This is a genomic window from Photorhabdus temperata (genome assembly GCF_025384845.1).
Lineage (GTDB): Bacteria > Pseudomonadota > Gammaproteobacteria > Enterobacterales > Enterobacteriaceae > Photorhabdus > Photorhabdus temperata.
Map to the genome: position 1 here is coordinate 19,326 of NZ_JAJAFX010000035.1, position 26,966 is coordinate 46,291.

General features: G+C 42.9%; 28 protein-coding genes. 13 read left to right on the forward strand and 15 right to left on the reverse strand.

Annotation, left to right across the window (positions count from 1 at the left end; all coding sequences use genetic code 11):
* Nucleotides 1-2 precede the first annotated feature (2 nt).
* Nucleotides 3-275 carry an AbrB/MazE/SpoVT family DNA-binding domain-containing protein gene (locus LGZ99_RS14645; protein ID WP_023046237.1) on the reverse strand — a complete coding sequence of 91 codons (273 nt, stop codon included), beginning with the start codon at nt 273-275 and terminating at the stop codon, nt 3-5.
* 187 nt (nt 276-462) lie between these two features.
* Between LGZ99_RS14645 and LGZ99_RS14650 the strand changes: the two genes are divergently transcribed.
* Nucleotides 463-1,545: a DUF262 domain-containing protein gene (locus LGZ99_RS14650; protein ID WP_023046238.1), complete on the forward strand. Its 1,083-nt coding sequence runs from the start codon at nt 463-465 to the stop codon at nt 1,543-1,545.
* Nucleotides 1,545-2,321 (forward strand): HEPN domain-containing protein, encoded by a 777-nt coding sequence (locus LGZ99_RS14655; protein ID WP_036840814.1) that lies wholly within the window; start codon nt 1,545-1,547, stop codon nt 2,319-2,321. The genes LGZ99_RS14650 and LGZ99_RS14655 overlap by 1 nt, the downstream gene beginning before the upstream one ends.
* An 889-nt stretch (nt 2,322-3,210) precedes the next feature.
* Here the strand turns inward: LGZ99_RS14655 and nqrM are convergent.
* The 8 genes from nqrM to LGZ99_RS14695 all read right to left on the reverse strand — a co-directional run bounded on the left by nqrM (nt 3,211) and on the right by LGZ99_RS14695 (nt 10,400).
* Complete coding sequence (gene nqrM, locus LGZ99_RS14660) at nt 3,211-3,438, reverse strand: (Na+)-NQR maturation NqrM (protein WP_036840817.1); 228 nt, start codon at nt 3,436-3,438, stop codon at nt 3,211-3,213.
* Between the two features lie 12 nt (nt 3,439-3,450).
* A complete protein-coding gene (locus LGZ99_RS14665; RefSeq protein ID WP_390894024.1) occupies nt 3,451-4,446 on the reverse strand; it encodes an FAD:protein FMN transferase in 996 nt (331 codons plus the stop codon).
* A 109-nt stretch (nt 4,447-4,555) separates the two neighbouring features.
* Complete coding sequence (nqrF, locus tag LGZ99_RS14670; protein WP_036840820.1) at nt 4,556-5,782, reverse strand: NADH:ubiquinone reductase (Na(+)-transporting) subunit F; 1,227 nt, start codon at nt 5,780-5,782, stop codon at nt 4,556-4,558.
* A 15-nt stretch (nt 5,783-5,797) separates the two neighbouring features.
* Nucleotides 5,798-6,394 carry an NADH:ubiquinone reductase (Na(+)-transporting) subunit E gene (gene nqrE, locus LGZ99_RS14675; protein WP_021322987.1) on the reverse strand — a complete coding sequence of 199 codons (597 nt, stop codon included), beginning with the start codon at nt 6,392-6,394 and terminating at the stop codon, nt 5,798-5,800.
* An 8-nt stretch (nt 6,395-6,402) separates the two neighbouring features.
* On the reverse strand, nt 6,403-7,032 hold the full coding sequence (locus LGZ99_RS14680; protein ID WP_036840822.1) for an NADH:ubiquinone reductase (Na(+)-transporting) subunit D: 630 nt from the start codon (nt 7,030-7,032) through the stop codon (nt 6,403-6,405).
* Entirely contained in the window at nt 7,025-7,822 is a 798-nt protein-coding gene (locus LGZ99_RS14685) for a Na(+)-translocating NADH-quinone reductase subunit C (RefSeq protein WP_036840826.1), read from the reverse strand. The genes LGZ99_RS14680 and LGZ99_RS14685 overlap by 8 nt, the downstream gene beginning before the upstream one ends.
* Nucleotides 7,815-9,053, reverse strand: coding sequence for an NADH:ubiquinone reductase (Na(+)-transporting) subunit B (locus tag LGZ99_RS14690; RefSeq protein WP_036840829.1), 1,239 nt, complete (start codon nt 9,051-9,053; stop codon nt 7,815-7,817). Before LGZ99_RS14690 ends, LGZ99_RS14685 begins: the two co-directional genes overlap by 8 nt.
* 3 nt (nt 9,054-9,056) lie before the next feature.
* Nucleotides 9,057-10,400 (reverse strand): Na(+)-translocating NADH-quinone reductase subunit A, encoded by a 1,344-nt coding sequence (locus LGZ99_RS14695; RefSeq protein ID WP_036840832.1) that lies wholly within the window; start codon nt 10,398-10,400, stop codon nt 9,057-9,059.
* A 417-nt stretch (nt 10,401-10,817) separates the two neighbouring features.
* On the opposite strand from LGZ99_RS14695, the gene LGZ99_RS14700 reads away from it, so the two are divergent.
* The gene (locus LGZ99_RS14700; protein ID WP_036840834.1) at nt 10,818-11,552 is read left to right on the forward strand and encodes a L,D-transpeptidase family protein; all 735 of its coding nucleotides are present in this window, start codon (nt 10,818-10,820) and stop codon (nt 11,550-11,552) included.
* Here LGZ99_RS14700 and LGZ99_RS14705 read toward each other — a convergent pair.
* Together LGZ99_RS14705 and lpcA are read right to left on the reverse strand one after the other, a co-directional pair.
* Complete coding sequence (locus tag LGZ99_RS14705; RefSeq protein WP_036840835.1) at nt 11,523-12,290, reverse strand: class II glutamine amidotransferase; 768 nt, start codon at nt 12,288-12,290, stop codon at nt 11,523-11,525. The genes LGZ99_RS14700 and LGZ99_RS14705 overlap by 30 nt on opposite strands.
* 24 nt (nt 12,291-12,314) lie before the next feature.
* Complete coding sequence (gene lpcA, locus LGZ99_RS14710) at nt 12,315-12,896, reverse strand: D-sedoheptulose 7-phosphate isomerase (protein ID WP_036840841.1); 582 nt, start codon at nt 12,894-12,896, stop codon at nt 12,315-12,317.
* A 254-nt stretch (nt 12,897-13,150) separates the two neighbouring features.
* Here lpcA and fadE point away from each other — a divergent pair, with 254 nt between their 5' ends.
* Nucleotides 13,151-15,586 carry an acyl-CoA dehydrogenase FadE gene (gene fadE / locus LGZ99_RS14715; protein ID WP_036840843.1) on the forward strand — a complete coding sequence of 812 codons (2,436 nt, stop codon included), beginning with the start codon at nt 13,151-13,153 and terminating at the stop codon, nt 15,584-15,586.
* 65 nt (nt 15,587-15,651) lie between these two features.
* Here fadE and lysA read toward each other — a convergent pair whose 3' ends face one another.
* A complete protein-coding gene (lysA, locus tag LGZ99_RS14720) occupies nt 15,652-16,923 on the reverse strand; it encodes a diaminopimelate decarboxylase (RefSeq protein WP_262979258.1) in 1,272 nt (423 codons plus the stop codon).
* Nucleotides 16,924-17,047: 124 nt separating this feature from the next.
* Here lysA and LGZ99_RS14725 point away from each other — a divergent pair, with 124 nt between their 5' ends.
* The gene (locus LGZ99_RS14725; RefSeq protein WP_262979259.1) at nt 17,048-17,983 is read left to right on the forward strand and encodes a LysR family transcriptional regulator; all 936 of its coding nucleotides are present in this window, start codon (nt 17,048-17,050) and stop codon (nt 17,981-17,983) included.
* Here LGZ99_RS14725 and LGZ99_RS14730 read toward each other — a convergent pair.
* Entirely contained in the window at nt 17,966-18,880 is a 915-nt protein-coding gene (locus LGZ99_RS14730; RefSeq protein WP_036840853.1) for a LysR family transcriptional regulator, read from the reverse strand. The two genes, LGZ99_RS14725 and LGZ99_RS14730, sit on opposite strands and share 18 nt — an antisense overlap.
* Nucleotides 18,881-18,986: 106 nt before the next feature.
* Here LGZ99_RS14730 and LGZ99_RS14735 point away from each other — a divergent pair, with 106 nt between their 5' ends.
* Both LGZ99_RS14735 and LGZ99_RS14740 read left to right on the forward strand, forming a co-directional pair.
* On the forward strand, nt 18,987-19,871 hold the full coding sequence (locus LGZ99_RS14735; protein WP_023045378.1) for an MBL fold metallo-hydrolase: 885 nt from the start codon (nt 18,987-18,989) through the stop codon (nt 19,869-19,871).
* A 32-nt stretch (nt 19,872-19,903) separates the two neighbouring features.
* Nucleotides 19,904-20,545: a DsbA family protein gene (locus LGZ99_RS14740; protein WP_262979260.1), complete on the forward strand. Its 642-nt coding sequence runs from the start codon at nt 19,904-19,906 to the stop codon at nt 20,543-20,545.
* A gap of 34 nt (nt 20,546-20,579) precedes the next feature.
* Here the strand turns inward: LGZ99_RS14740 and LGZ99_RS14745 are convergent, their stop codons facing one another.
* Nucleotides 20,580-21,257 (reverse strand): prepilin peptidase, encoded by a 678-nt coding sequence (locus LGZ99_RS14745; RefSeq protein ID WP_262979261.1) that lies wholly within the window; start codon nt 21,255-21,257, stop codon nt 20,580-20,582.
* A gap of 297 nt (nt 21,258-21,554) precedes the next feature.
* Here LGZ99_RS14745 and rsmE point away from each other — a divergent pair, with 297 nt between their 5' ends.
* The 4 genes from rsmE (at nt 21,555) to ruvX (ending at nt 24,338) form a co-directional block, all read left to right on the forward strand.
* Nucleotides 21,555-22,286 carry a 16S rRNA (uracil(1498)-N(3))-methyltransferase gene (gene rsmE, locus LGZ99_RS14750; protein WP_262979262.1) on the forward strand — a complete coding sequence of 244 codons (732 nt, stop codon included), beginning with the start codon at nt 21,555-21,557 and terminating at the stop codon, nt 22,284-22,286.
* 9 nt (nt 22,287-22,295) lie between these two features.
* Nucleotides 22,296-23,246: a glutathione synthase gene (gene gshB, locus LGZ99_RS14755; RefSeq protein WP_021323008.1), complete on the forward strand. Its 951-nt coding sequence runs from the start codon at nt 22,296-22,298 to the stop codon at nt 23,244-23,246.
* 108 nt (nt 23,247-23,354) lie between these two features.
* Complete coding sequence (locus LGZ99_RS14760) at nt 23,355-23,918, forward strand: YqgE/AlgH family protein (RefSeq protein ID WP_021323009.1); 564 nt, start codon at nt 23,355-23,357, stop codon at nt 23,916-23,918.
* Nucleotides 23,919-24,338, forward strand: coding sequence for a Holliday junction resolvase RuvX (gene ruvX, locus LGZ99_RS14765; protein ID WP_262979263.1), 420 nt, complete (start codon nt 23,919-23,921; stop codon nt 24,336-24,338).
* 42 nt (nt 24,339-24,380) lie between these two features.
* On the opposite strand, the gene LGZ99_RS14770 is transcribed toward ruvX, so the two are convergent.
* Nucleotides 24,381-25,400 (reverse strand): type IV pilus twitching motility protein PilT, encoded by a 1,020-nt coding sequence (locus LGZ99_RS14770; RefSeq protein ID WP_262979264.1) that lies wholly within the window; start codon nt 25,398-25,400, stop codon nt 24,381-24,383.
* Nucleotides 25,401-25,421: 21 nt separating this feature from the next.
* On the opposite strand from LGZ99_RS14770, the gene LGZ99_RS14775 reads away from it, so the two are divergent.
* Both LGZ99_RS14775 and proC read left to right on the forward strand, forming a co-directional pair.
* Nucleotides 25,422-26,117, forward strand: a complete 696-nt coding sequence (locus LGZ99_RS14775; RefSeq protein ID WP_262979265.1) for a YggS family pyridoxal phosphate-dependent enzyme — start codon at nt 25,422-25,424, stop codon at nt 26,115-26,117.
* Between the two features lie 25 nt (nt 26,118-26,142).
* The gene (proC, locus tag LGZ99_RS14780) at nt 26,143-26,964 is read left to right on the forward strand and encodes a pyrroline-5-carboxylate reductase (RefSeq protein WP_262979266.1); all 822 of its coding nucleotides are present in this window, start codon (nt 26,143-26,145) and stop codon (nt 26,962-26,964) included.
* The last annotated feature ends 2 nt before the right edge of the window (nt 26,965-26,966 follow it).

The window sequence follows — 26,966 nt, forward strand, 5'->3', positions numbered from 1 at the left end:
CATTAAATCACCTCATTACCAACAGGATGAGAATTTAGATCGTCGGCTGCTGCTTCGTTGAAAGTCCGCACTTCTGTTTCATCAATGCCCTGCAACAATTCAGAAAGAGACTTCCTGCCTCTGGCAATTCTACCTGCTGGTTTGATGCTTATTCCGTCGCCTGACGTTTTTACATCCAATTTTATGCCTACTGACCACCCCATTACTGCTGCAACGTCACTAGGAATTGTGATAACCACTGCCCCGCCCTGTTGACGTAAACGTGTTATTGCCATCTTTACCTCCAATCAATGCGTAACTTTATCTCACATATTGATTATTATCATATAGTTTCACAAAGTCACATCTTTTGCTTTAAATAAATGTTCCAACAGAATTAGGAAATATAGGCTTATTTTAGTTCACCTAGGTGTAAGTGGTGATGTATAATGCCATATACTTTATTCTTTTGAGGTTTATAAAATGACATTGAAAAATCAATTGGCTGACTTACAGAAAAAAGCCAAAGAAAGAACTGTAAAAACTCAGAACATAGAGTATGACTTAGAGACATTAGTAAAAAAAATAGACCGTAAAACAATAAAACTTAATCCTGATTATCAGCGCAGGCATCGCTGGACAACGGAAGCTTCATCTCGGTTAATAGAAAGCCTAATACTTAACATACCTATACCTTATGTATATATATCTTTAGACGTTGATGTAGATGATGAAATCGATGATGAAGATGAACAATATAGATATTCAGTTATTGACGGTCAGCAGCGAATTACTGCAATATATGAGTTTATGAAAAATAAATATCCTTTATCTGGATTAGAAGTATTGTCTCCATTAAATGGCTCTTGCTATAAAGATTTACCACCATTCTTAATAAGAAGATTAGAAGAAAGAACCATTAAATGTCTAAGAATAGACTCAACTGTTGATTCACAAGTAAAATATGACATCTTTGAAAGACTTAACACAGGAGCATTAAAACTCGAGTCACAAGAACTAAGGAATGCCATTTACAGAGGGCCATTTAAAGATCTCCTAGTTGAATTATGCTTAAATAGTGACTTTAAAAAGACAACAAATCTGAGCGAGAAAAAAATAGCAAAAATGGATGATCAGGAGATCATTCTTAGATTCTTTTCACTACATTACAAAGATGGATATAAAAACTATAAACGTGGATTTAAAAAATTCCTCAATGATAAAATGGAGCATTTTAACGGATTAAGTGAAAATGAACTAAAAGAAATGAAATCTCTATTTGAAAATACATTCAAAAAAATTGTAAATAGCAACATTAACATACCATTTTCAAACTGGAGTAATAACAAAACAACCGGTAAAGTAAAGAAAAAATCAAACTTCAATGTTGCTGTATATGACACAGTTTGCAGAATATATGTTTTAGGCAACAACAAATTAACAAGAGAATCACTAACCGATTTCTTGTTCAGTGATCCTAGCTACGTAGAAGCTAATTCTGGAAGCTATAACGACATATCAAAGTTAAAAGCCAGAATGACTAAAGCTATGGAGTTATATAAATAATGAGAACGTTTACTGTCGACTATCTAAGTAAACTTAATGCTCAATGGAGAGAAATTGATTACATAATTGACTTGGCAGATAAACACATACATAGCCATATTGACACATATAACAGCCTATGTCGTTCAGCTATGGTCTTATGTGTATCTCACATGGAAAATTTTTATAAGGAATTAGTGAAAAATTTCATTTCAGATATAGAAATAATGGATTTTAAATTACTTCCTGATGCAATGAAAAAGCAATTTTGCAGGAAATTTATCGGATATGATGAAAGCAAAGAAAATAATGAAAAAATAGAATCTCTAATGAAAGAATTAGAACAACATGGTAATTTCAAATTATCTTACGATGCATTTCTTCCAAACAAAAACAAAAATCCAAAACCTAGCGTTATTGAATCAATATGTGACAATTTAGGAACAAAAAAGATATTTAAAAAGCTGAACGGGACAATATTTGATAACGTGTTCTCTATGACAGATAAGGAAATAGAACGATTCGAAAAAATCATAGATAAAGCTGTAAAAAAAAGGTTATCAAAACAAGACAAGTTAGATACATTTGCGTTAATAAAAAAAACACAGTCAACACAATCACAAGACAGAAGTCTTTGGGAATCATTTTTTGATAATATTAATACAAAAAGGCATGATATTGCTCATGGTAATGTTTTTGACAACTCAACATCCACATTAGAATTAAGAACAATAAAAAACAAATGTAAAATATTTCAAAAAATTTGTATTGTCATTATATTTTCGAACCTTAACTAATATCTAATCGGGGTAACTACAGAAAATGGAAAAAAATAGTGCGCTAAGCCAAGAGAGCATAAAATAATGTCCCAAACTTTTTTATACTCTATAGAAACGTCGATGTCATACTGACATTGGCAGAGAAAACGTCAGGAAAAACGGATTTTAAATTGATTAACAAGATGACAAAGTTAACCCAATAACAAAACGTTTAATAAAGTTAACCGTATTGTAGAAAAAGAACAATAACGTTTAGCAGAATTAAAAACGACTAAAGCAATGAGCTTTGATTTTAATCCCATTGTCATCTCTTTTACCCTCTCTGATTTTAAACTTAAAAAATCAAATACTGGAAAAAGAAAAACGAGAGAACCTGAGTATCAATTTAATGCAGAGGAGAAAGTTTAAATACGGAACAGAAAAAACGATGCATTTTTTGATGATCTCAATCGCCTTTTTATCAGTTATTAACTCAGCTATCTATCAACTAAAGGTAAAAAAACATAGGTTCTCCATTAATACCAGATTTTAAAAAGAGACAACTTGACCGAAAACGGTTTTATTTTCTGTCACATTTAATGCACTTATCGGCAATACTATCCTCTGTTTATTTAACCAACCTGATTATTTAAAAATACTAATATAAATAGATTTAAGTTTTTGTATAATACCCTGATTTAGCTCAAAAAATGCATTTTCTCAAATAAAGGTAGATTCACATAATAAGTGCAACATCGTTAATCTGGAAGTAAACATGTCCGTATTCCCTTAAATAATTCATGTCGTTACTTTTCAAATCATTTTCGTGCCCTATTAACGCTTAAATATCCATCTCCCCCCAAATACTAAAAGTTCGCTTTGCTCTCAATTAGCATTTGGGAAGGAGAATTCCACAGTTTTATTAAACTCAGATAATCCGATGCTTCTCTAACTGAACCTGCCGGGCTGCTTCACGATCCATACGTCTCTTACGGGCATCACAAGGTTCTGGGCAATCACACACTTTCTCTACCCCAATGCTGCTTAAACCACCACAGCTCCCTTGTATGCTTTTACGTTTAATCATATAACCTAATGACATTCCCGCAAAAGCCAGCAGGAAAAAGATGAAGGTTGCAATAAATATTTCCAGCATTCCCTTCCCCTCTCATTGCTTTTTCTGTAAGTACGGCTCAAAAGCTTTACTATAACGCTCTTCAAAGCCATTTTTTGTTTTTACAATCATAAAAACCGGGATATTCAAGCTTTCTGCAACTTTCAATCCTTTTTCCGGCCCTAACACATTTAACCCGGTAGAAAGCCCATCAGCGCTCATGCAAACCGGCGCAACTATAGTAATAGAGACCAGATTGTGCGAAATAGGATCACCTGTTTTTGGATCAATCGTGTGTGAATAGCGCACACCATCTTGTTCAAAATAGTTACGGTAATCGCCAGAAGTGGCAATCGACATATTTCCAGGAGTTATCACTTCCTGAGCACTTTGTTCCATTCCGGTATCAGAAGGCTTTTCAATCGCAATCCGCCACGGCAGATCTTTACCATTATGGCCTGATGTACGAACTTCACCACCAATATCAACCATATAATCGTTGATATTCTGCGATTCCAGATATTCAGCAACAACATCTACACCATAACCTTTAGCGATAGATGACAAATCGACATACAGCTCTGGCACTGTTTTAATCAGATTATTGCCTTCCACCGCCAGTTTCTCAATCCCCGTCCATTCACGACGTTTTTCCAGTTCACTTTCAGAAGGTGCCTTCGTCACGCGACCTTCAGGGCCAAAACCCCATAAATTAACCAACGGCCCCACCGTTACATCCAATGCGCCATCCGTTAATCTATTAATACGGATCGCTTCTTTGACTACTTTTGCTGTCGCCGGTGATACAGGGAATGGCTTATTAATCTCACGGCTTTGATTAAAACGACTCAATTCAGAATCAGGACGATAAGTTGACATCTGGTCGTTAACCTCTTCCAGCAAACGATCAATCTCTTTTTGCAAAATTTCTGGCGAGGGGGCCGACGAACCAGTGACAAATTTAATGGAGTAATAAGTCCCCATCGTTTGCCCATGAATATTTTGCTGCTCCTGACCATCACATGCAGCCAACAGCAACACTGCAAACATTAACGCTATCCAGCTACTTATCTTTCTACGCACAATTCATTACCCTTTCTGAACCACCAGCGCCCACAAATTGTGGGCGCCAGTATTAAATCAAACTGTTTATGGCCTATCAGCCACCGAAATCATCCAGCATGATGTTTTCATCCTCAACACCAAGATCTTTTAACATCTTGATCACTGCGGCATTCATTACTGGAGGTCCACACATGTAGAATTCGCAATCTTCAGGAGCCGGATGGTCCTTCAAATAGTTTTCAAACAAAACATTGTGGATAAAGCCGGTGTAACCATCCCAGTTGTCTTCAGGCAATGCATCAGATAAAGCCACGTTCCAGGTAAAGTTTTCATTTTCAGCCGCCAGTTGGTCGAAATCTTCAGTATAGAACATTTCACGTTTAGAACGGGCGCCATACCAGAAGCTGATTTTACGTTTGGAATTCAATCGATTAAGCTGATCAAAAATATGAGACCGCATTGGCGCCATACCCGCACCACCACCAATGAAAATCATTTCCGCATCAGTATCTTTTGCGAAAAACTCACCGAATGGACCAGAAATAGTCACTTTATCACCGGGTTTCAGTGACCAGATATAAGAAGACATAATTCCCGGAGGCGCTTCTGAATCCCTTGGCGGCGGCGTTGCAATACGAACGTTAAGCATGATAATGCCATGTTCTTCCGGGTAGTTTGCCATTGAGTAAGCACGAACTGTCAGCTCTTTCACCTCAGAGACAAAACGGAACAAGTTAAATTTATCCCAGTCTTCGCGGTACTCTTCCGGCACGTCATAATCTGAGTAACGAGCAGTATGTGGTTGAGCCTCAATCTGAATATAGCCACCAGCACGGAAAGGCACGACTTCGCCATCAGGGATCTTCAGTTTCAGCTCTTTAATGAAAGTGGCCTTGTTATCATTGGAGATAACTTCACACTCCCATTTCTTAACACCGAATATCTCTTCCGGTAATTTGATTTTCAGGTCCTGTTTTACATTAACCTGACAAGCCAGACGGCAACCCTCTTTCGCTTCACGCTTACTAATGTGGGAAAGCTCTGTTGGCAGAATATCGCCACCACCATCTTTAATCTTTACACGGCACTGACCACAAGAGCCACCACCACCACAGGCAGAAGATACAAAAATGCCCTGGCTTGATAACATATTCAGCAACTTATCACCGGCAGGAGCGGTAAAGCTCTTTTCCGGATCACCGTTAACTTCAACTTTAATATTCCCGGTGTTAACTAACTTTGATTTTGCGAACAAAATCAGGGCCGTTAGTACCAACACAATCAGGGTAAACATCACTACGCCTAAAATTATTATATCCATGAACGCTTCTCACCTTTATAACTGCACACCAGAGAAGGACATAAAACCCAATGCCATCAAACCCGTGGTGACAAAGGTGATCCCCAATCCTTTCAGACCTGCCGGAACATCAGCATATTTCATTTTTTCACGGATAGAAGCCAGCAAAACAATTGCCAGCATCCAGCCTATACCTGAACCAAAGCCATATACGATGGATTCAGAAAAGTTATAGTCACGCTGCGCCATGAAAGAAACACCACCAAAAATCGCACAGTTAACGGTAATCAGTGGTAAAAAGATGCCGAGCGCGTTATAGAGTGAAGGGAAATAACGATCGAGGATCATTTCAAGAATCTGCACTAATGCAGCAATCACGCCGATAAAAGTAATAAAGTTCAGGAAGCTGAGATCAACCCCTTCAACCAATGCACCGTCACGCAAGACAAAGTTATAAACGAGGTTATTAGCAGGAACAGAGATCCCGAGAACCACCGTTACTGCAATACCTAAACCAAATGCTGTCGTGACATTTTTCGATACAGCCAAAAAAGTGCACATACCGAGGAAGAAAGCCAATGCCATATTCTCAATAAAGACGGCACGGACAAACAGGCTTATAAAATGTTCCATGTTGTCAGTTACTCCTTCTCAGCCTGCGCCGGTTTTAAAGTTCTCAGACCCCAAATCAGCATACCAATGATGAAAAATGCGCTGGGTGCTAACAGGAACAAGCCATTAGGCTGATACCAGCCACCATTCTGTGCGGATTCCATCACGGTAATACCGAACAATTTGCCGGAGCCAAACAACTCACGCAGAAAACCAACCAGTACCAGAATAACGCCATACCCCAAGCCATTACCGATACCATCCATAAAGCTCTCAATAGGTGGAGACTTCATAGCATAAGCTTCCGCACGCCCCATCACGATACAGTTAGTAATGATAAGGCCAACAAATACAGATAATTGCTTGGAAATTTCATAAGCATATGCCTGCAAAATCTGATCTACTACGATAACCAGGGATGCAATAATCGCCATCTGTACAATGATTCGTACACTGCCGGGGATGTAATGACGGATCAATGAGATAAAAAAGCTGGAAAATGCGGTAACCAACGTCACAGCGATTGTCATCACCAACGCAGTTTCCAGTTTGGTTGTTACAGCCAGCGCGGAACAGATCCCCAGAACCTGCAATGCAATCGGGTTGTTATCCAATAGTGGTCCAAGAAGGACACGTTTTATTTCTTTACTATCAGCCATCTTTCAACGCTCCTTCGCGTACTTTTTTCAGGAACGGACCAAAACCGTTATCGCCTAACCAAAAATCAAACATATTCTGCACACCGGCAGAGGTCAGAGTCGCACCAGACAGGCCATCAACACCATAAGGATTATCAGCAGTAGCGCCGCCACGGACAATTTTGATCGCCGGATGGCCTTCATCGTTATACAGTTTTTTACCTATCCACTTTTTACGCCACTGTGGATTATCGACCTCACCACCCAGCCCCGGGGTTTCTCCGTGTGAATAATAGGTAATACCGCGGGCGGTTTTGCCATCTACATCAACAGAGATAAAGGCATACATGACAGACCACAGACCAGAACCATAAACAGGCAGAACGATTTCACTGGTTTTACCCTGTTCATCCTTCACCAGATAGATCTCCGCCATATTGGCGCGACGGCGGATTTTAGCCAGATCCTTCTCAGGAGGTAATGCGATACTGGTATCATCACTGCGCAACGCATCATTCAGGTTAAACTTGCTATGGCTCTTTTCAAGCGTTGCCGTATCCAGATTCAATAATTCAGTTTTAATACGGCTTTCGAACGTTTCTTTAAGCTCATCAACACTCATTTGGAGGGTTAATAACCCGGCGACATCGAGAATGTTACGCTGTTTATCCAGCAGTTTTTGTTCCTGTTGCTGAGATTTCAGCCCTACCGCAGAACCTGCTACAACAATTGAACAAACGAGACATAGCACAAAAACAACGATAAACGTCCTGCCAGTGCTGTCATTATTTTTTGGTTTATCATTAGCCACGGGCTTTTCTCCGCTTAATGTTGGCCTGTACTACCAGATAATCAAACAATGGCGCAAACAGGTTGGCGAACAGAATCGCCAGCATCATGCCCTCCGGGTATGCCGGGTTAACAACCCTGATCAGAACACACATCACACCAATCAGAATGCCGTACCACCATTTACCTTTATCGGTAAATGATGCGGATACCGGATCTGTCGCCATAAAAATCATACCAAAAGCGAAACCACCCAGAACCATGTGCCAGTGCCACGGCATAGCAAACAGCGGGTTAGTGTCTGAACCGATAGCATTAAACAAGTAGGAAGTCGCCACCATACCCAACATGACACCAGCGACAATGCGCCATGAAGCAATGCGGGTAAACAGAATGATTGCCCCACCGATGAAAATCATTAGGGTAGAAACTTCACCAATAGAACCCGGAATATTGCCAATAAAAGCATCCATCCAGGTAACAGGCTGACCGGTAACTGTATTGACTAATCCCTGACTACCACCGGCAGCCCACTGAGACAACGGAGTCGCACCAGAGAAACCATCAGCCGCAGTCCATACCAAGTCACCTGAAATCTGTGCAGGATAAGCAAAGAACAGAAATGCACGGCCAGCCAATGCCGGGTTCAGGAAATTACGACCGGTACCGCCGAAGACCTCTTTCGCAATCACAACACCAAATGTAATACCCAGCGCTGCCTGCCACAGGGGAATCGTTGGCGGAACAATCAATGCAAACAGAATAGAGGTGACGAAGAATCCCTCGTTAATTTCATGTTTACGAATAACGGCAAACAGCACCTCCCAGAAACCGCCAACAGCGAATACAACGGCGTAAACAGGCAAGAAGTAAGTTGCACCAAGCAACATTTTACTGCCCCAACCCGCATCTGGTGTCAGTGATACGCCAAAGAACTGAGCAACACGATAGTGCCAGTCAGATGCCAGCAGCTGTTGCAGTTCTGCGCCACTGTATAAATGATGCAGTGCAGGGATCGCCTGTTGACCAACGTTATACATTCCCCAGAACATTGCCGGGAATACCGCCAGCCATACCGTGATCATCATACGTTTTAGATCGATAGCATCACGGACATGGGCACGGCCAGAAGTCACTGTACCTGGTGTATAGACAATCGTCGTTACCGCTTCATACAACGGGTAATATTTTTCTAATTTTCCCCCGGGCTCAAAGTGGCGCTCAATTTTTTCAAAAAAGTTTTTCAGGCCCATGGATCATCCTTCCTGCTCTATCTTAGTCAGCACTTCACGCAGTACCGGACCATATTCATATTTGCCGGGACAGACATAGGTACAAAGCGCCAGGTCTTCCTCATCCAGCTCCAGACAACCCAGTGCCTGAGCACTATCGGTATCACCTGCAAGCAGATCCCGCAGCAAATGCGTTGCCATAATATCCAAAGGCATAACACGCTCGTAGTTACCGATTGGCACCATAGAGCGCTCACCGCCGTTCATTGTGGTTGAAAAAGCAAAACGCTTATTTTTCAGGAAATGACCAAGAGTGGTACGGGTAACAGAAAACTTATCGGCACCCGGCATGATCCAACCAAACAGTTCTTTTTCGCGGCCTTCACGCAAAACAGAGACTAAAGTGTGGAAGCGGCCGAGATAGTGATGAGCATCATCTGACTGCGTCCCACACAATACAGAACCTGAAATAATACGGTTTTCGCCCGCTTTCAATTGATCCTGAGTCAACTCAAGCAGGTCTGCGCCCAGGCAGGTACGCATAAGGCGCGGCTTCTCAACTTGTGGTCCCGCCAGTGCAATAACACGGTCAGTATAAAGTGTGCCGGTAGTGAATAACTTACCGATAGCAATCACATCCTGATATCCCAGATGCCATACCGTTTTAGTCGCGCTGACGGGTTCAATAAAGTGGATGTGAGTTCCAACAAGTCCCGCAGGGTGTGGACCAGAGAACTGATTATAAGTAATTTGTGCATTATTACCGGCATTCGGCAAGCTTCCTGCACCATGGCAAACATGAACTTTACCTTCGGTTAATCTGGTCAGCACATTCAGACCATCAACAAAAGCCTCTTCCTCAGCAGCGATAACCACCTGTGGATTTGCAGCCAGGGGCTGGGTATCCATTGCTGTTACAAAAATTGCTTTCGGTGAGGAACCGGGAACAGGGCTTTGACTGTAAGGGCGGGTACGCAGTGCAGTCCATAATCCGGAATCAATCAGATTCTTTTCTGCTTGTTCCCGGGATAACTGGGTAAGTTGGCAACGATCATAACGGTCAAAATCAACCTGCTCGTCTCCAGTTATCTCAATCACAATTGACTGAAAAACACGTCGCTCACCACGATTGATCGCAACTACCTGCCCACAAGCCGGACTGGTGAAAACTACCCCTGGATTCTTTTTATCTTCAAAAAGAATCTGGCCTTTCTTAACATACTCACCTTCCTTAACCAACATAGAAGGACGCATTCCAACATACTCATCACCCAGCAGTGCTACATGGCGAATCGTCGGACCGTCTTCTATCACTTGAGCAGGCGCTCCTGCAATCGGGAGGTCGAGTCCTTTTTTAATTTTAATCATAAGATTTGCACAAGTTTATCAATTAAATCATATGCTACAGATTACCTGGTGGTAACATAGCCACTCTATAAAAAACCCCTTAAGTCACGAATCGTGCCCAGGTTATAATTCTCCGATAATTGTTACGATTTTCTTTCAATCTCAGGGCAGCAATTTTAACATCTCCCTTCTTCGACTGTCTGACTAATCAAGTGATTTAGTTCAAGCAAACAGGAATAATTTTGGCCCTGAACAATCAACAGATCGTAAAAAACGAACTATTGTATCACCTTTCCCGACAACTGATTGTTTTTCGATCTCATAATCACTTTGCAGGACAAAACCATCGTTATTATTCTTTATTCACAAAGTCGATCACTCATGGCAATCTTAAGCTAAATTCCGAATTAGCCCACGACATCTCTATAGGGTAGTCACATGAAAAAAACTGCTGCTTTTGCTGCAATAACGTTGTTGTCTTTTAGTTCATTCCTACCTGTCTATGCTCAGGATACTTTAGTTCAACTTAAGCAAAGCTCCCCCACGCCCCCCGGCTATCCCATCTTTATCCAAATATTCAAAGAGGAGCGGATACTGGAGCTTTACACTAAAAATAATCATGGAAACTACCAACTGACTAAAAGCTACCCCATTTGCAATTACTCTGGTGGCCTCGGCCCTAAAACCACAGAAGGTGATTTGAAAAGCCCAGAAGGTTTTTATCGTGTAAAAACCAGTCAGCTAAATCCAAATAGTCGGTATTACCGATCTATTAATCTCGGTTTTCCAAATGAATACGATAAATCCAGAGGCTATTCCGGCAACCATTTAATGATCCACGGCGAGTGTAAATCTGTCGGCTGTTACGCGATGACTAACGGTTACATGGATGAGATTTACCATTATGCAGAAAGTGCATTATTGCGCGGACAGTATGAAATTGATATCAGCATTTACCCATTCAGAATGACACCGCAGAATATGTTACGCCACCGCTCATCCTCCGATTATATGTTTTGGCTGCAATTACAACCGGCCTATGAGTATTTTGTCAAAAATAACCGGCCGGCAGCGATTAGCGTCATCAATGGTCAATATACGGTTAACGCAACACCTTATAGATCGCCATCTTTACAGAATCAATCACAATATGCATTCACCAAGATGAAATAGCGCATAATCACCCGGCTCGATCCGATTCCAGGACTCATTGCCAGTTAAAGGCTGAGTCACAATGACAGAAACAACATCATCCGGCTGAGTGTGCTGTTGGAAATCAATTTCAACATCCTGATCCAAAAGTTTTGCTTTTCCAAACGGCGCACGGCGGGTAATCCAATAAAGATGGGTTGAACAATATGCCATCACAAAACATCCGTCTGACAGCAGCATATTGAATACACCTTTTTTCCTGAGTTCATCCGCCAGTGAGGCAATAAAACGAAAGACCGCAGGCCAGTTAGAGGGAGTCCTTGGATATTTTTGTGAAAGTTGATGCAAAATCCAGCAAAAAGCATATTCACTGTCAGTTTGCCCGACGGGACGATATTGACCAGTTTCAAGCCGCCGATAACCTCTAAGTTGCCCATTATGGGCATAGGTCCAATTGCGCCCCCACATCTCACGGATAAAAGGGTGGGTATTTTCCAACGCAACATTACCCCGGTTAGCCTGCCGGATATGAGAGATCACCACTCTGGATTTAATCGGGTACTCTTGTACAAAACGGGCAACAGGTGAATGGCAACCTGGTTGATGATCTTTAAATGTGCGACAGCCCCGCCCCTCATAAAAAGTGATCCCCCAACCATCTTTATGGGGTCCGGTATGACCGCCACGCTGAATCAGACCACGTAAACTAAAGCAGATATCTGTTGGCACATTTGCACTCATGCCAAGTAACTCACACATTGCCCACCTCTGTAGCCTGTACAATCAAGCTTTAACCATCTCTTTTTCGATAAGTTGAATCAGGATATGAATCACTTTGATATGAATTTCCTGAATACGATCTGCATAGCCAAAATGCGGGACACGAATCTCCACATCAGCCGTTCCTGCCATTTTGCCGCCATCTTTGCCGGTCAACGTAATCACTTTTATACCTTTCAAGCGGGCAGCTTCAACGGCCTTAATAATATTGCCGGAATTACCGGAAGTGGAGATACCCAGCAAAACATCTCCTGCTTGCCCGACCGCTTCCACATAACGGGAAAAAACGAATTCATAACCAAAATCATTACTGACGCAGGAAAGATGGCTCACATCAGAAATTGCAATCGCCGGATAACCGGGGCGATTTTCGCGATAACGGCCTGTCAATTCTTCCGCGAAATGCATCGCATCACAGTGCGAACCACCATTACCGCAAGACAGTACTTTGCCACCCGCTTTAAATGAATCAGCCAGTAATACCGCTGCTTTCTGAATCGCTTCAATATTTGCATCGTTACTTAAAAACTTTGCCAACGTATCCGCGGCCTCACTCAATTCACTACGGATCAGGTCTTGATGCATAGGTTCCTCACTTCAGTCAGGTAATCTTTAATGTTGCGCCAAAGGGCAGTTTACCGGATCAAGGGTATCGAAAGAAGACAACATCACATTTCCGGGAAATTAATCTGCTCGCGATCTCCATCAATTTGTGAGCTGTATTGTAATTAAGATGTAAATATATTGATAAAAACACATTACTGGTCTAAAAAGAAAGGAACATTACAACAGGTCAGACCTCTGATGACTTACCCTGAGATTAACCAGGAGCTTTTATTATGACCACATTGAGTATTGTTCTATTCTTAGTATTAATTGGGATGCTTTGCTACCACAAAGTTAATCTCAATCTCAGCAGCCTGCTGCTTCTTGTCTATACCGTCCTGATGGGCGCTATTGATGCATGGAGCTACTGGATTTTACTGCCAATGGCCATCATTCTGTTCCCGCTGAATTTTGCGCCAATGCGTCATTCCTTACTTTCCGCTCCGGCATTGAAAGCCTTCCGTAAAGTGATGCCGAGCCTATCCCGTACCGAAAAAGAGGCCCTTGATGCCGGTACTACCTGGTGGGAAGGAGATCTGTTCCGGGGTAAACCTGACTGGAAAAAATTGCATGACTATCCAAAGCCTCAGTTAACCGCTGAAGAACAAGCATTTTTGGATGGACCGGTAGAAGAAGCCTGCCGCCTGACCAATGATTTCCAGATAAGCCATGAACTTGCTGATTTACCACCTGAGTTATGGAACTACCTGAAAGAACACCGCTTCTTTGCCATGATTATTAAAAAAGAATATGGCGGCCTGGAATTTTCAGCTTATGCGCAAGCACGGGTATTGCAAAAACTGGCAGGTACTTCCGGCATTCTAGCCATCACCGTAGGTGTACCTAACTCCCTTGGCCCAGGTGAATTATTACAGCATTATGGCACCGACGAGCAGAAAAACCGTTATTTACCCGGACTGGCCCGTGGTGAAGAGATCCCTTGTTTCGCACTGACCAGCCCGGAAGCCGGTTCAGATGCCGGCGCTATCCCGGATACAGGCGTAGTTTGTATGGGAGAATGGCAAGGCGAACAAATTCTGGGTATGCGTCTGACCTGGAACAAGCGTTACATCACACTTGCCCCTATCGCCACCGTACTTGGCCTGGCTTTCAAACTCTCTGACCCTGACCATTTACTGGGTGATACAACAGAATTAGGCATTACCTGTGCATTGATCCCAACAAATGTACCAGGAGTAGAAATTGGTCATCGCCATTTCCCGCTGAACATTCCATTCCAGAATGGTCCAACTCGCGGTAAAGATATTTTTGTACCAATCGACTATATCATTGGTGGACCAAAAATGGCCGGACAAGGCTGGCGTATGCTGGTTGAGTGTCTGTCTGTTGGCCGCGGCATCACCCTGCCGTCAAACGCAACCGGTGGTTTGAAAAGCGTTGCCATGGCGATTGGCGCATACGCTTATATTCGCCGTCAGTTCAAAATGCCAATTGGTAAAATGGAAGGGATTGAAGAGCCACTGGCACGCATTGCCGGTAACGCCTATCTGATGGACGCCGCTTCAACGCTTGCTACAACAGGTATCATGCTGGGCGAGAAACCCTCTGTGTTATCAGCTATTGTGAAATATCATTGTACTCACAGAGGCCAGCGTTCGGTTATTGACGCAATGGATATTGCCGGTGGTAAAGGTATTTGCCTTGGCCCATCCAACTTCGTTGCCCGCGCTTATCAGGGCGCACCTATCGCCATTACCGTTGAAGGCGCTAATATTCTGACCCGCAACATGATTATTTATGGTCAGGGAGCTATTCGCTGTCATCCTTATGTACTTGATGAAATGGCCGCGGTTGAAAATAACCGTATTAAAGATTTTGATAAGGCATTGTTTAGCCACCTCGGTCACGTTGCCAGTAACCTGTTACGCAGCTTCTGGCTTGGCCTGACCAATGGCCGCACCAGCAGCACGCCGGTTAATGATGCAACCCGCCGTTATTATCAACAATTAAACCGTCAGAGTGCCAACCTGGCTCTGTTATCAGATGTGGCAATGGGGGTATTAGGTGGCAGCCTGAAACGCCGTGAACGTGTCTCTGCCCGTCTTGGGGATGTTTTGAGTCAAACGTATCTGGCTTCAGCGACCTTGAAACGTTATGAAGATGAAGGTCGCCAGAAAGACGATTTACCGCTGGTACACTGGGCCGTTCAGGATAGCCTGTATCAGGCAGAACAGGCGATAGACAACTTACTGCGTAATTTCCCAAACCGTCTGGTTGCAGGTCTGATGCGCGTTATTGTCTTCCCATTAGGACGTGTGCATTCAGCGCCATCTGACCATTTAGATCACAAACTGGCGCAGCTCTTACAACAGCCTTCAGCTACCCGTGATCGTATTGGCCGTGGTCAGTATCTGACACCAAACGAACATAACCCTCATGGATTATTGGAAGAAGCTCTGCACGACATTATTGCCGCAGAACCAATCCATGCCCGTCTGAGCCGCGAAGCTGGCAAACGCCTTGGCTTTACTGGCCTGGATAAACTGGCAGAACGGGCGCTGGCAGAACATAAGATTACACCAGAAGAGGCGGAGATTCTGAAACGTGCCGAAGCAAACCGTTTACGTTCTATTAATGTCGATGAGTTTGAACCGGAAGCGCTGGCTGTTCCTGTTCAGGACACAAAACTAAAAACGAAAGCGGCCTGATGCTGACGGCTGAAAAAGAGTAAAAACTAATCACGGGGCGATATCCTAGGGTATCGCCCCGTATTTTATGACAAGGATACCTCTTCCAATGCTAATAACTCTTCAATCGTTTGACGACGGCGAATCAATTGAGGTTTGCCATTAATAAACAGCACTTCGGAGATAAGCGGACGACTATTGTAATTAGAAGACATTGACGCACCATAAGCACCGGTATCATGAAAAACCAGATAATCGCCAACCTGAACAGGTGGCAACATTCTTGGCGCAACCCCACCACCCTCCACCTGAGTGAAAACATCACCTGATTCACATAACGGACCTGCGACTAATGTTTCCTGCAATGGAAATTGTTCAGGCTGACGTCCATCAGCAGGCAAAACCGAAATATGGTGATAACTGCCATACATTGCCGGACGCATTAAGTCATTGAATCCCGCATCCACCAGCACATAATGACGGCTCCCCATCTGTTTAACAGCCCGAACTTCTGTCATCAGAATGCCGGATTCTGCAACCAGAAATCTCCCCGGTTCAATTTCCAGTTCAATGCTATGACCTAAATGTTGCTCAATTCTTTTACGGGCATCATCCCACAACCCAAAATAGTGAGTGATATTGATCTGTTCATCTCCCTGCTGATAAGGAGTAGATAAACCGCCACCAGCTGAAATTGCCTGAATATCTTCACCGCAGAGAATAACTTGTTCAACCATAGCATCGCACACACTCGCAAGGTGTTGATAATCAACACCAGAGCCGATATGCATATGCAAACCAAGCAATTTCAATCCATAGTGCCGTATTTTCTCAATTGCCAGTGAGAGATCCTGATACCAAATACCATGTTTGCTGTTTTCACCACCAGTATTCGTTTTCTGACTATGACCATGACCAAACCCAGGGTTAATCCGCAACCATACCGGATGTCCTTTTTTACATTGACCAATCTGCTCCAGCATATCAATAGAGCCCGCATTCACTGGAATATCCAGTTCAGTTACCTGTCTAAGCGTTGGCACATCTATTAAATCAGCAGTAAAAACGATTTCTGCCATTTCTTGGCCTGGACGAAACCCAGCCCGTAAAGCACGCTCAATTTCACCCAGTGAAACCGCATCAACTTTCACACCATACTCACGCATAAGACGCAAAATATGAGTATTAGAGCAAGCTTTCTGCGCAAACCGAATCACATCAAACTGACGTAACATCCTGATCCTTTGGATAATCGTTTCGCTATCATAAACCCATAACGGAGCGCCATAAGTTTCTGGCAGACAGCTCAGATTTTCTGGCATCAGATCAGAACGACTATTGCGGATAAAGGTATTCATCAGGGTTTCTCTCACAAAATCGGCAGATAACCCATTATTGGCAGTAAAAAACAGGAATAAAAATATCTGTTTCGCTATAGTCTATTCATTTGTGATATAGAGTTATCAACTGAAGGAGTCATCTATGTCTGCTTGTTCATGGCGCCATATTGAAATATTCCATGCGGTAATGACGGCAAAAAATCTGACAGAAGCGGCGGCTTTATTACAAACTTCACAACCAACGGTCAGCCGAGAATTAGCACGATTCGAGCATCTGATAAAATTCAAACTGTTTGACCGGGTAAAAGGCCGCCTGCATCCGACAGCCCAAGGATTACGCCTTTTTGAAGAAGTTCAGCGCTCTTATTATGGACTTGAAAGAATAATGAATGCGGCTGACAGTATCCGTAAATTTCAACACGCCCAACTTTCTATTACCTGCCTGCCGGTATTTTCACAATCCTTGTTACCTAAAGTTTGCCACAACTTTACCCGCCAATATCCTGATGCTAATTTAACCATCATTCCACAGGAATCACCGCTATTGGAGGAGTGGCTCTCAGCTCAACGTCATGACCTTGGCCTGACCGAACATTTGCAAACACCGCCCGGTACACAAAGAGAAACACTGATCACGCTGAATGAAATTTGCGTATTGCCCACCGCTCATCCGCTCAGTCATAAATCATTGCTGACTCCTGAAGATTTCAGTGGACAAAATTTTATCAGCCTTTCGATAACTGACAGCTACCGTCAACTTATTGATGGAATCTTTGCAGAGCACCATATTAACCGCCGAATGATTATGGAAACTCACAGTGCCGCATCAGTATGTGCAATGGTACGAGAAGGTATCGGCGTTTCTATTGTCAACCCACTGACCGTACTCGATTATCTGGACCACCACGGCGAAGCTGAGATATGCGCCCGCCCGTTTAATATTAACATTCCTTTTACTGTCAGCCTGATCAAGCCCATTCACCGACCTTCTTCCGCCCCAGTCGATACTTTTATTGAACACCTGAAAGCACAGATTGCCCTGTTTCCTCAGAAATTGAAGTCAGCTTTTCAGCATTAACTTTTGCCAGTACGGAGAAGAAGCAAACCATTTCACCAAAAAATCCAGTAATGCCCTGAGCGTTGCCGGCATATTTTGACGACTGGCATAAATACCATAAATACCCATGGCCTGAGGTTGATATTCCGGCAACAACTGAATCAGTTTTCCTGATGCCAGATGAGAAGCAACAGAATAATAAGGTTGCATAGCGATTCCCGCACCTTGCAATGTTGCTTCCATTAAGACAATGGATTCATTGGCGCTCAAAGTGCCGCTAACAGGAACAGAATATTTTTCCCCCTGACGTTCAAACAACCAAAGACTTTTGCCAAAGAAGTTATAAGTCATACAGTTATGCAATGCCAAATCAGCTGGCTTATGAGGGATAATTTTTCCTGCCAGATAGGCAGGAGCAACACAAACAACAGAATGGCAAGTCGATAACGGTCTGGCAATCAAATTCGGTTCCAGATTATTCGTGATCCGTAACGCCAAATCTATCCGCTCTTCAACTAGGTTGATTGCCTTATTACTCATCTGCATATCAATAGCTATCTGAGGATAAATTTGCATAAACTCAGGAATAGCTACAGATAGTGCGCTCATTGCCAGAGATTGAGAACTGCTTATCCGCAAAAGACCACTGAGCTCCTGGGCAACTACTGGCTGATGGACCGGTATCTCTTCCGCCAATTGCAACAGCTTACGGCTGCGCTGATAGGCGATCTCTCCTGCCGATGTCAGGCTGATCTTTCTCGTTGTACGATGCAATAGGCGTACTCCTGCCCATTTTTCCATTTCAGCCAAATAGCGCGACACCATTGCCCGTGACATATCTAACCGTTCCGATGCGGCAATCATGCTGCCTTGTTCTACAATTATAGTGAACACTTGCGCAGCAGTGACTCTATCCATCAATTAGCTCGATTTATGCAACAAATAATTGCCAATTATGCGGTTTTTTCATCGAAAAACGCAACTTATTATGAACCTTGCTACACACAACATCAGGAATTCAATCATGACTCGCAAAACAACATTAAATATTGCGCTGGCAGGTATCCTTTCCTTGGGTACTATTTCTCTGGCACAAGCCACTAGCCTAAAACTGGATATTTTCAATCCAGGTGAAAGAAGCGTATTTCCCGTCTCTTCTGAGCTCATCATCGGTGATAGAGAAGTTGTACTGATCGATGCTCAGTTCCAAAAAAATGACGCTGAAGCACTGGCCAGAAGAATTAAGTATACCGGCAAAAAACTGACAACTATCTATATCAGTCAGTCTGATCCTGATTTCTATTTTGGCCTTGATACACTGACCAAAGCGTTCCCTAACGCAAAAGTCATTGCATCACCAGAAACAATTAAAGAAATCAACCAAACCAAAGACGGCAAATTGGCTTATTGGGGAGGTGTCCTGAAAGAACAGGCACCCAAAAAAGTTATCGTGCCGCAACCGCTGGAAGGTAACACTTTTACGGTTGATGGTGAAAAGCTGATCGTTGTAGGTCTTGATGGCCCTGCGGCTGACCGTACTTTCGTTTGGATACCAAAACTGAAAGCGGTAGTCGGTGGCGTCACCGTTTCAGGCAACATTCATGTCTGGATGGCAGATACACAGACTAAAGAATCCCGCAAGAATTGGATGCAAACGTTGGATCGTATCAAAAAACTGAAACCTACCATTGTGGTGCCGGGGCATTTCATTGGTAACGCACCAATGACATTGCAATCGGTCAAGTTCACTCAAAAATACCTAGCTACTTTTGAGAAAGAATTACCAAAAGCGAAAGATTCAAAAGCGCTGATAGCCGCAATGGAAAAATATTATCCAAAACTTGGAGACAAATCCAGCCTCGAACTGAGTGCCAAAGTGCTGAAAGGCGAAATGAAGTGGCCTCAATAAGTCAATTAACTCTTTTTCAGGAATAAGTAAATATGCCCGGAATGACTCTGCACTATATCTATGATCCCCTATGTGGCTGGTGTTATGGCGTTTCCGCTCTAATACAAGCGGCGCAAGAGGCCACAAATGTGAAAATTAAATTGCATGGCGGCGGAATGCTAACTGGAGATAACAAACGCCAAATAGACAGCGCATGGCGTGATTATATCCTTAGTCAGGATAAACGGATCGCAAGCCTTACCGGGCAAGTTTTCAGTGAACAATATGTCGCACTGTTAAACGATAAATCACTGATGATGGATTCATTACCACCAATATCAGCCATCCTTGCAGCAGAAAAGTTGTCTGGTAAAGGTATCGAAATGTTACTGGCAGTACAAAAAGCGCATTATGTTCGTGGATTAAAAATCAGCAAAACTGAAACATTATTGAATTTAGCAAATGAATTACAGCTTGATTCAGAGCAATTCCAGCAAGAGCTGAAACTGAATAATGAATCAGAAAGTCTCCAGCATATCAAGAACAGCCGTGAACTATTGGCAAAAGTTAGCGGCTCAGGCTTCCCTACTTTTATTCTGGAAAATGACAGAAACGAGCTATCTGTCATTTCTCTTGATAAATATTTAGGACAACCAAAACGTTGGCAAGATGCACTGATTCACTCTCAGTTTTAATACCACTGTTTAACTACTGGCGCCCATATCTTATTCAGCTATTGGGCGCCATCCACGATAATCCATCAATTCCTTGTAAGTTCAAATAGAGCATTATGATCGCAGAAATGGCTATATATGGGCCAAAAGCGACAGGAGCCTGATAATTTCCCCGTGATTTCCACATCCACAAACACCCAATAATGCCAAACAATGAAGATAGGAGCATTAATAAAGGAATTGCGCCAACCCCCAACCAAGCACTAACTGCCGCCATTAACTTAAAATCACCATACCCTATCCCCTCTTTGTGATTGATAACTTTGAACAACCAATAGAACGACCACAAAATCAAATAACCAGCAACCGCGCCTATGACAGATTGTTCAATAGGCACAAAAGTTTGATTCAAATTCAATAATAAACCTAACCATAAAAGTGGATAATTTATTACATCTGGCAATAATTTAATTTTTATATCAATAAAAGAAAGTATAATTAGCATCCAAATAAATATTAAAACAGCATATAAATGAAAACCCAATGGAAGATAAATAACAAAAAAAGCAGTTATAAACAGTGTAACTAATTCAACCTGGAAATAACTAAAAGCTATTTTCTCATATCCATAAATAATTTCAGGAAACACCGATATCACTTTATTTAAAATAATTCCCGCCGCCATTCCAATAGAAACAGCCAGAATAACAATCACTATATTAAAACCATACAAACAAAACACCTTTAATTTCAAATAATTATATTTGGAACATCTTAATTTAAGAGCAAAGACAATTCCTAATGTACTTTCGACACAATAGGATAATAATAAAAACACCCACTCTAAAACAACAAAATAAATATAGAATATTCAAATAAGAGATAAATCTGCGAGCAGACTCGCAACATTTATTCAGAGATAAAAACCAGTATCAGAGATAACTTGATAATTGGCTTGAGCCTACCTTATCATAACGCCATTATTTATTGCCTTATGTATCGCTATACCCCGCTGGAAGGAAAGAAAAACATGCGTATACCCCGCATTTATCACCCTGAATTACTCTCATCCAACACTGAAATTTATTTGAGTGATGAGGCAACCAACCATGTCGGGCGGGTACTCAGAATGAGTAACGGTCAACAGTTACAACTGTTTGATGGCAGTAATCAGATCTTCAATGCTGAAATTACCGAAGCCAATAAGAAATCTGTCAAAGTTCACATTAACAATAGTGAACTTGCCGATAACGAATCACCACTTAATCTGCATCTGGGGCAAGTCATATCCCGCGGTGAGAAAATGGAATTCACCATTCAAAAATCTGTAGAGTTAGGGGTGAATGTTATTACACCTTTAATTTCTGAGCGCTGCGGTGTCAAACTGGATGGAGAACGGTTGGCTAAAAAACTTCAGCAATGGCAAAAAATTGCCATTGCTGCCTGTGAGCAATGTTGCCGTAATCGCATACCTGAAATTCGTCCGGTAATGCAACTTGAATACTGGTGTGCAGAAGATGATGGCAGTTTAAAATTAAATTTACATCCACGCGCCAGCCAAAGTATCAACACTCTGCCTTTACCTGTGGAAAAAGTACGTCTACTGATTGGCCCGGAAGGTGGCTTATCAATAGATGAAATTGCTATGACAGCTAATTACCAATTTACTGATATCCTGTTAGGACCACGTGTTTTAAGAACAGAAACGACAGCGCTTACCGCAATTACTGCATTACAAGTGCGTTTCGGCGATTTGGGTTAAGGAGAAAGAATGGTCAAGCTCGGTATAGTGATGGATCCCATTTCATCCATCAAAATCAAGAAAGACACCAGTTTTGCTATGCTGTTAGAAGCGCAACGCCGCGGCTGGGAACTTCATTATATGGAGATGAACGATCTCTATCTGCACCAAGGGGAAGCCCGCGCACGTACCCGCCTATTGCAAGTAGAAAACAATCCACAGCAATGGTATCAATTCGATAGAGAACAAGATCTGGCACTGGAAACACTGGATGTCATCCTGATGCGTAAAGACCCTCCATTTGATACTGAGTACATTTACGCCACCTATATTCTGGAGCGCGCGGAAGAGAAAGGCACGCTTATCGTCAATAAGCCACAAAGCCTGCGCGATTGTAACGAAAAACTCTTCACAGCCTGGTTCCCTGATTTAACACCAGACACATTAGTCACCCGCAATGCTACTCACCTGCGTGAATTCCATCAAAAACACGGTGATGTCATCTTTAAACCGTTGGATGGCATGGGTGGCGCATCTATATTCCGCCTGAAAAAAGATGACCCAAATGTCGGCGTAATTATTGAAACCTTGACAGAACACGGCAATCGCTTCTGCATGGCGCAGAATTTCTTACCTGCTATAAAAGAAGGCGACAAACGGATATTAATTGTCGATGGTGAACCTGTCCCTTATTGTCTGGCCCGTATTCCAGCCCAGGGTGAAACCCGTGGTAACCTTGCTGCTGGCGGTCGTGGTGAAGCGCGCCCGCTTTCAGAAAGTGACTGGGCTATAGCCAGAGCTGTTGCGCCAACGTTAAAAGAAAAAGGGTTAATTTTTGTTGGACTGGACATTATCGGTGACAGATTGACCGAAATTAATGTCACCAGCCCAACCTGTGCACGCGAGATAGAGGCAGCTTTCCCTGATATTTCAATAACCAGCATGTTGATGAATGCGATTGAAAAACGATTGGAGAAATAAAAAGCTCTTTTCGTTAATTTTCCTGTCAAGGTTTGTCATTTGCACTTTTAGCCCACATACTGTGGGCTAAATAATCCTTAAATAGCCAGGTTAATTACCAAAAACAAAATGAATCTACAGCACCATTTTCTTATCGCCATGCCCACATTATCTGATTCCTACTTCAAACGCTCAGTTGTTTACGTTTGTGAACACAACGAAAACGGGGCAATGGGATTGGTGATAAATAAACCAATTGAACAAATCTCTGTTCGGAAAGTTCTACAAAAACTGAAAATCTCACCAGAAGATCGGGATGAAAGTATCAACCTAAACAAACCGGTCATGACAGGTGGCCCTCTTGCTGAAGATCATGGTTTTATATTGCACACACCACAACCAGGTTTCAGTTCAAGTATCAGAATTTCCGATGACACAATGATCACCACATCCAAAGATGTACTTGAAACTCTGGGTACACCACGCCAACCAAAACAGATATTAGTCACGCTGGGGTATGCAAGTTGGGAAAAGGGGCAACTTGAAAAAGAGATAATGGAGAATAGTTGGCTAACCGCAAACGCTGATCCACATATTATTTTCAACTCTCCCATTGCAGATCGCTGGCGTGAGGCCGCATCTTTGCTTGGTATCAATATCTATAATATTGCTCCACAGGCAGGACATGCATAGATGGGTAACCGCACAATAATGGCTTTCGATTTTGGTACCCGCAGTATCGGCGCGGCTATCGGGCAGGAAATTACGGGTACCGCCAGAGCATTAACCTCGTTTAAAGCCACAGAGGGTATCCCCAATTGGCAGCAAATCGAAAAATTACTTAAAGAGTGGCAGCCAGATCTGGTTATTGTTGGTCTTCCCCTCAATATGGATGGCACTGAACAACTTGTAACAACACAGGCACGTAAATTTGCAAACCGGCTGCATGGCCGGTTTGGTGTGCAAATTGAACTCCAGGATGAACGCCTGACAACGGTTGAAGCCCGCGCTCATCTGTTTGACTGTGGAGGCTACAAAGCGTTAGATAAAGGCAAAGTCGATGCTGCATCCGCTGTTATTATTCTGGAAAGCTGGTTCGAGCAGCACTATTAAGCTATCAACTAACAATAACTGCGGATCAACTAACAACAGCGATTAACTGTTAACCTCCGTCTGATCTGCCAATAATCCCTGTAATTTACGCTGCTGCCAGCCTTGCTCATAGGTTTGCATTCCACTGGCAGCACCGGTCTGCATAAGCGTTGTTATTTGATGATTTTTGCCTTCCCGTATCAGATGACTGACCGCCTGATTAACCACCAACACTTCATACACAGCGATCCGTCCTCCATCCTGTGCAGAAACCAATTGCTGCGCTATCACAGCCTTCAAACTCCCTGCAAGCTGACTGCGTACCCATCCTTTTTCTTCCGCCGAAAATATATCCACCAGCCGATCAATTGCCTGTACTGCGCCTCTGGTATGCAAAGTTGAAAATACCAAATGCCCTGTTTCTGCCGCAGTTAATGCCAGACGTATTGTCTCCTTATCCCGTAGCTCACCCAACAACAATACATCAGGATCCTGCCGAAGAGCACCTTTCAGCGCTTCCTGATAGCTGGAGGAATCCAATCCGATTTGTCGTTGTTGTATCAGACAATTGCGGCTGTGGTGAATAAACTCCACAGGATCTTCCAATGTAATAATGTGCTGACAACAATGACTGTTCAGCATATCCACAATAGCGGTTAAGGTTGTCGATTTCCCGCTGCCTGTGGCACCGGTCACCAGAATCAATCCACTTTCTTCCCGTAAAATCATTTCCCGAATAATTTCAGGTGCTTTTAGCTGTTCCAGAGTTGGACACTGAGAGCTAATTAAGCGCAGAACAACTGACAACCCCGATTGCTGACGGAAAATGTTGCCTCTCAATCGTTGGTGGTTTTCTGTCTCCATCGCAAAATCCACATGCCCACAAATTAGTAACTGTTTTAACTGATTTTCTGATAAAAACTGCCTGCTCCACTCTTCCAACAAAGTATTATTTACAGATGGCAGTTGAGTTTGTGGATAAAGCACACCATTTATACGTAATACAGGAGCTTGCCCAACACAAAGATGCAGATCAGAAGCATTATGCTTTACACTAAGGGCCACTAGCTTATCCATATTCATTTTTTAATCTCCTGAGTCACTATGAACAATATTGAACAAAACTTACAAGATGTCAGGACCCACATAACCGTTGCCACACAGAAATGCGAACGCTCTCCAGAAGAAATTACTCTGCTTGCAGTCAGTAAAACCAAACCTGTGGAAGATATCGAAAAAGCAATAGTTGCCGGTCAGCGCCAGTTTGGTGAGAATTACGTACAGGAAGGGGTAGAAAAAATTGCTTATTTTGCAAATCGTAATGATTTGATATGGCACTTTATCGGTCCGTTACAGTCTAATAAAAGTCGTCTGGTGGCAGAAAATTTTAACTGGTGCCATACCGTTGACCGCCTGAAAATAGCACAGCGTTTGAGCGAACAACGCCCAGAGGGAATGGAACCGCTGAATATTCTTATTCAAATAAATATCAGTGATGAACAGAGCAAATCAGGTATTCAACTTACTGAACTCCCCACTCTGGCAGCCGAAGTAAGCAAACTGCCGAATGTGAAGCTACGTGGTTTAATGGCAATCCCTGCACCGGAGCCCGACTATGAACGCCAATTGGTAGTTTTCAGGCAAATGGAACAGGCTTTCTTTAACCTGAAAACTCAATATTCTCAAACAGATACCCTTTCAATGGGGATGACTGATGATATGGCAGCCGCCATTAATTGTGGTTCCACATTAGTGCGGATCGGGACGGCAATTTTCGGTGCACGTCAGTATCACAATTAACCATATCAACGCTAAGAGGTATTTAATGGAAAAACGTAAAATTACTTTTATTGGTGCAGGTAATATGGCTCACGCCATCATTGCCGGATTGGTAAAAGAAGGCTACCCTGCTGAACTGATTAATGTCTGCGCTCCTGGCAATGCTCGCCGCGATGTACTGGCAAAGGAATATGGCGTCAACAGCAGCAGTGATAATATTCGCGGCGCACAGGAAGCCGATGTTGTTGTTATGGCGGTAAAACCGCAAGTAATGGCAGATGCCTGCCAGCCGCTAAAGGAGCAGGTGGATTTCAGTAACAAATTGGTTCTGTCTATCGCAACAGGAATTTCTGTTGCGCGCTTTGAGGCTTTATTACAAGACAAACTCAACATTGTCCGTATCATGCCAAACACCCCAGCATTAGTTGGTCAGGGGTTGAGTGGATTATTCGCGTCTGAGCAAGTCAGTCAGTCTGACCGTGATTTCACTCAAGCATTGATGAACAGCGTCGGTAAAACCCACTGGGTAAAAGATGAAAACGGCATCAATGATATTCTCGCTATAGCAAGTAGTGCCCCCGCTTATTTCTTCCTGTTTATGGAATCAATGCAACAGGAGGCAGAACGCCTAGGTTTTGACAGTGAAACAGCCCGTGAAATCGTTTTGCAAACAGCAACCGGTTCTGCGGCGCTGGCCGCATCAAATGCAGATCTCCCTTTTGCAACCCTGCGCGAGCAGGTAACATCTAAAGGTGGTACCACTGCGGAAGCATTGCGCATCTTTTATGAAGGCAAATTGCCGGAAATCGTATCCAGTGCCATGCAGGCAACTATTCGCCGCGCACAGGAAATAGAAAAACAATTTTAATT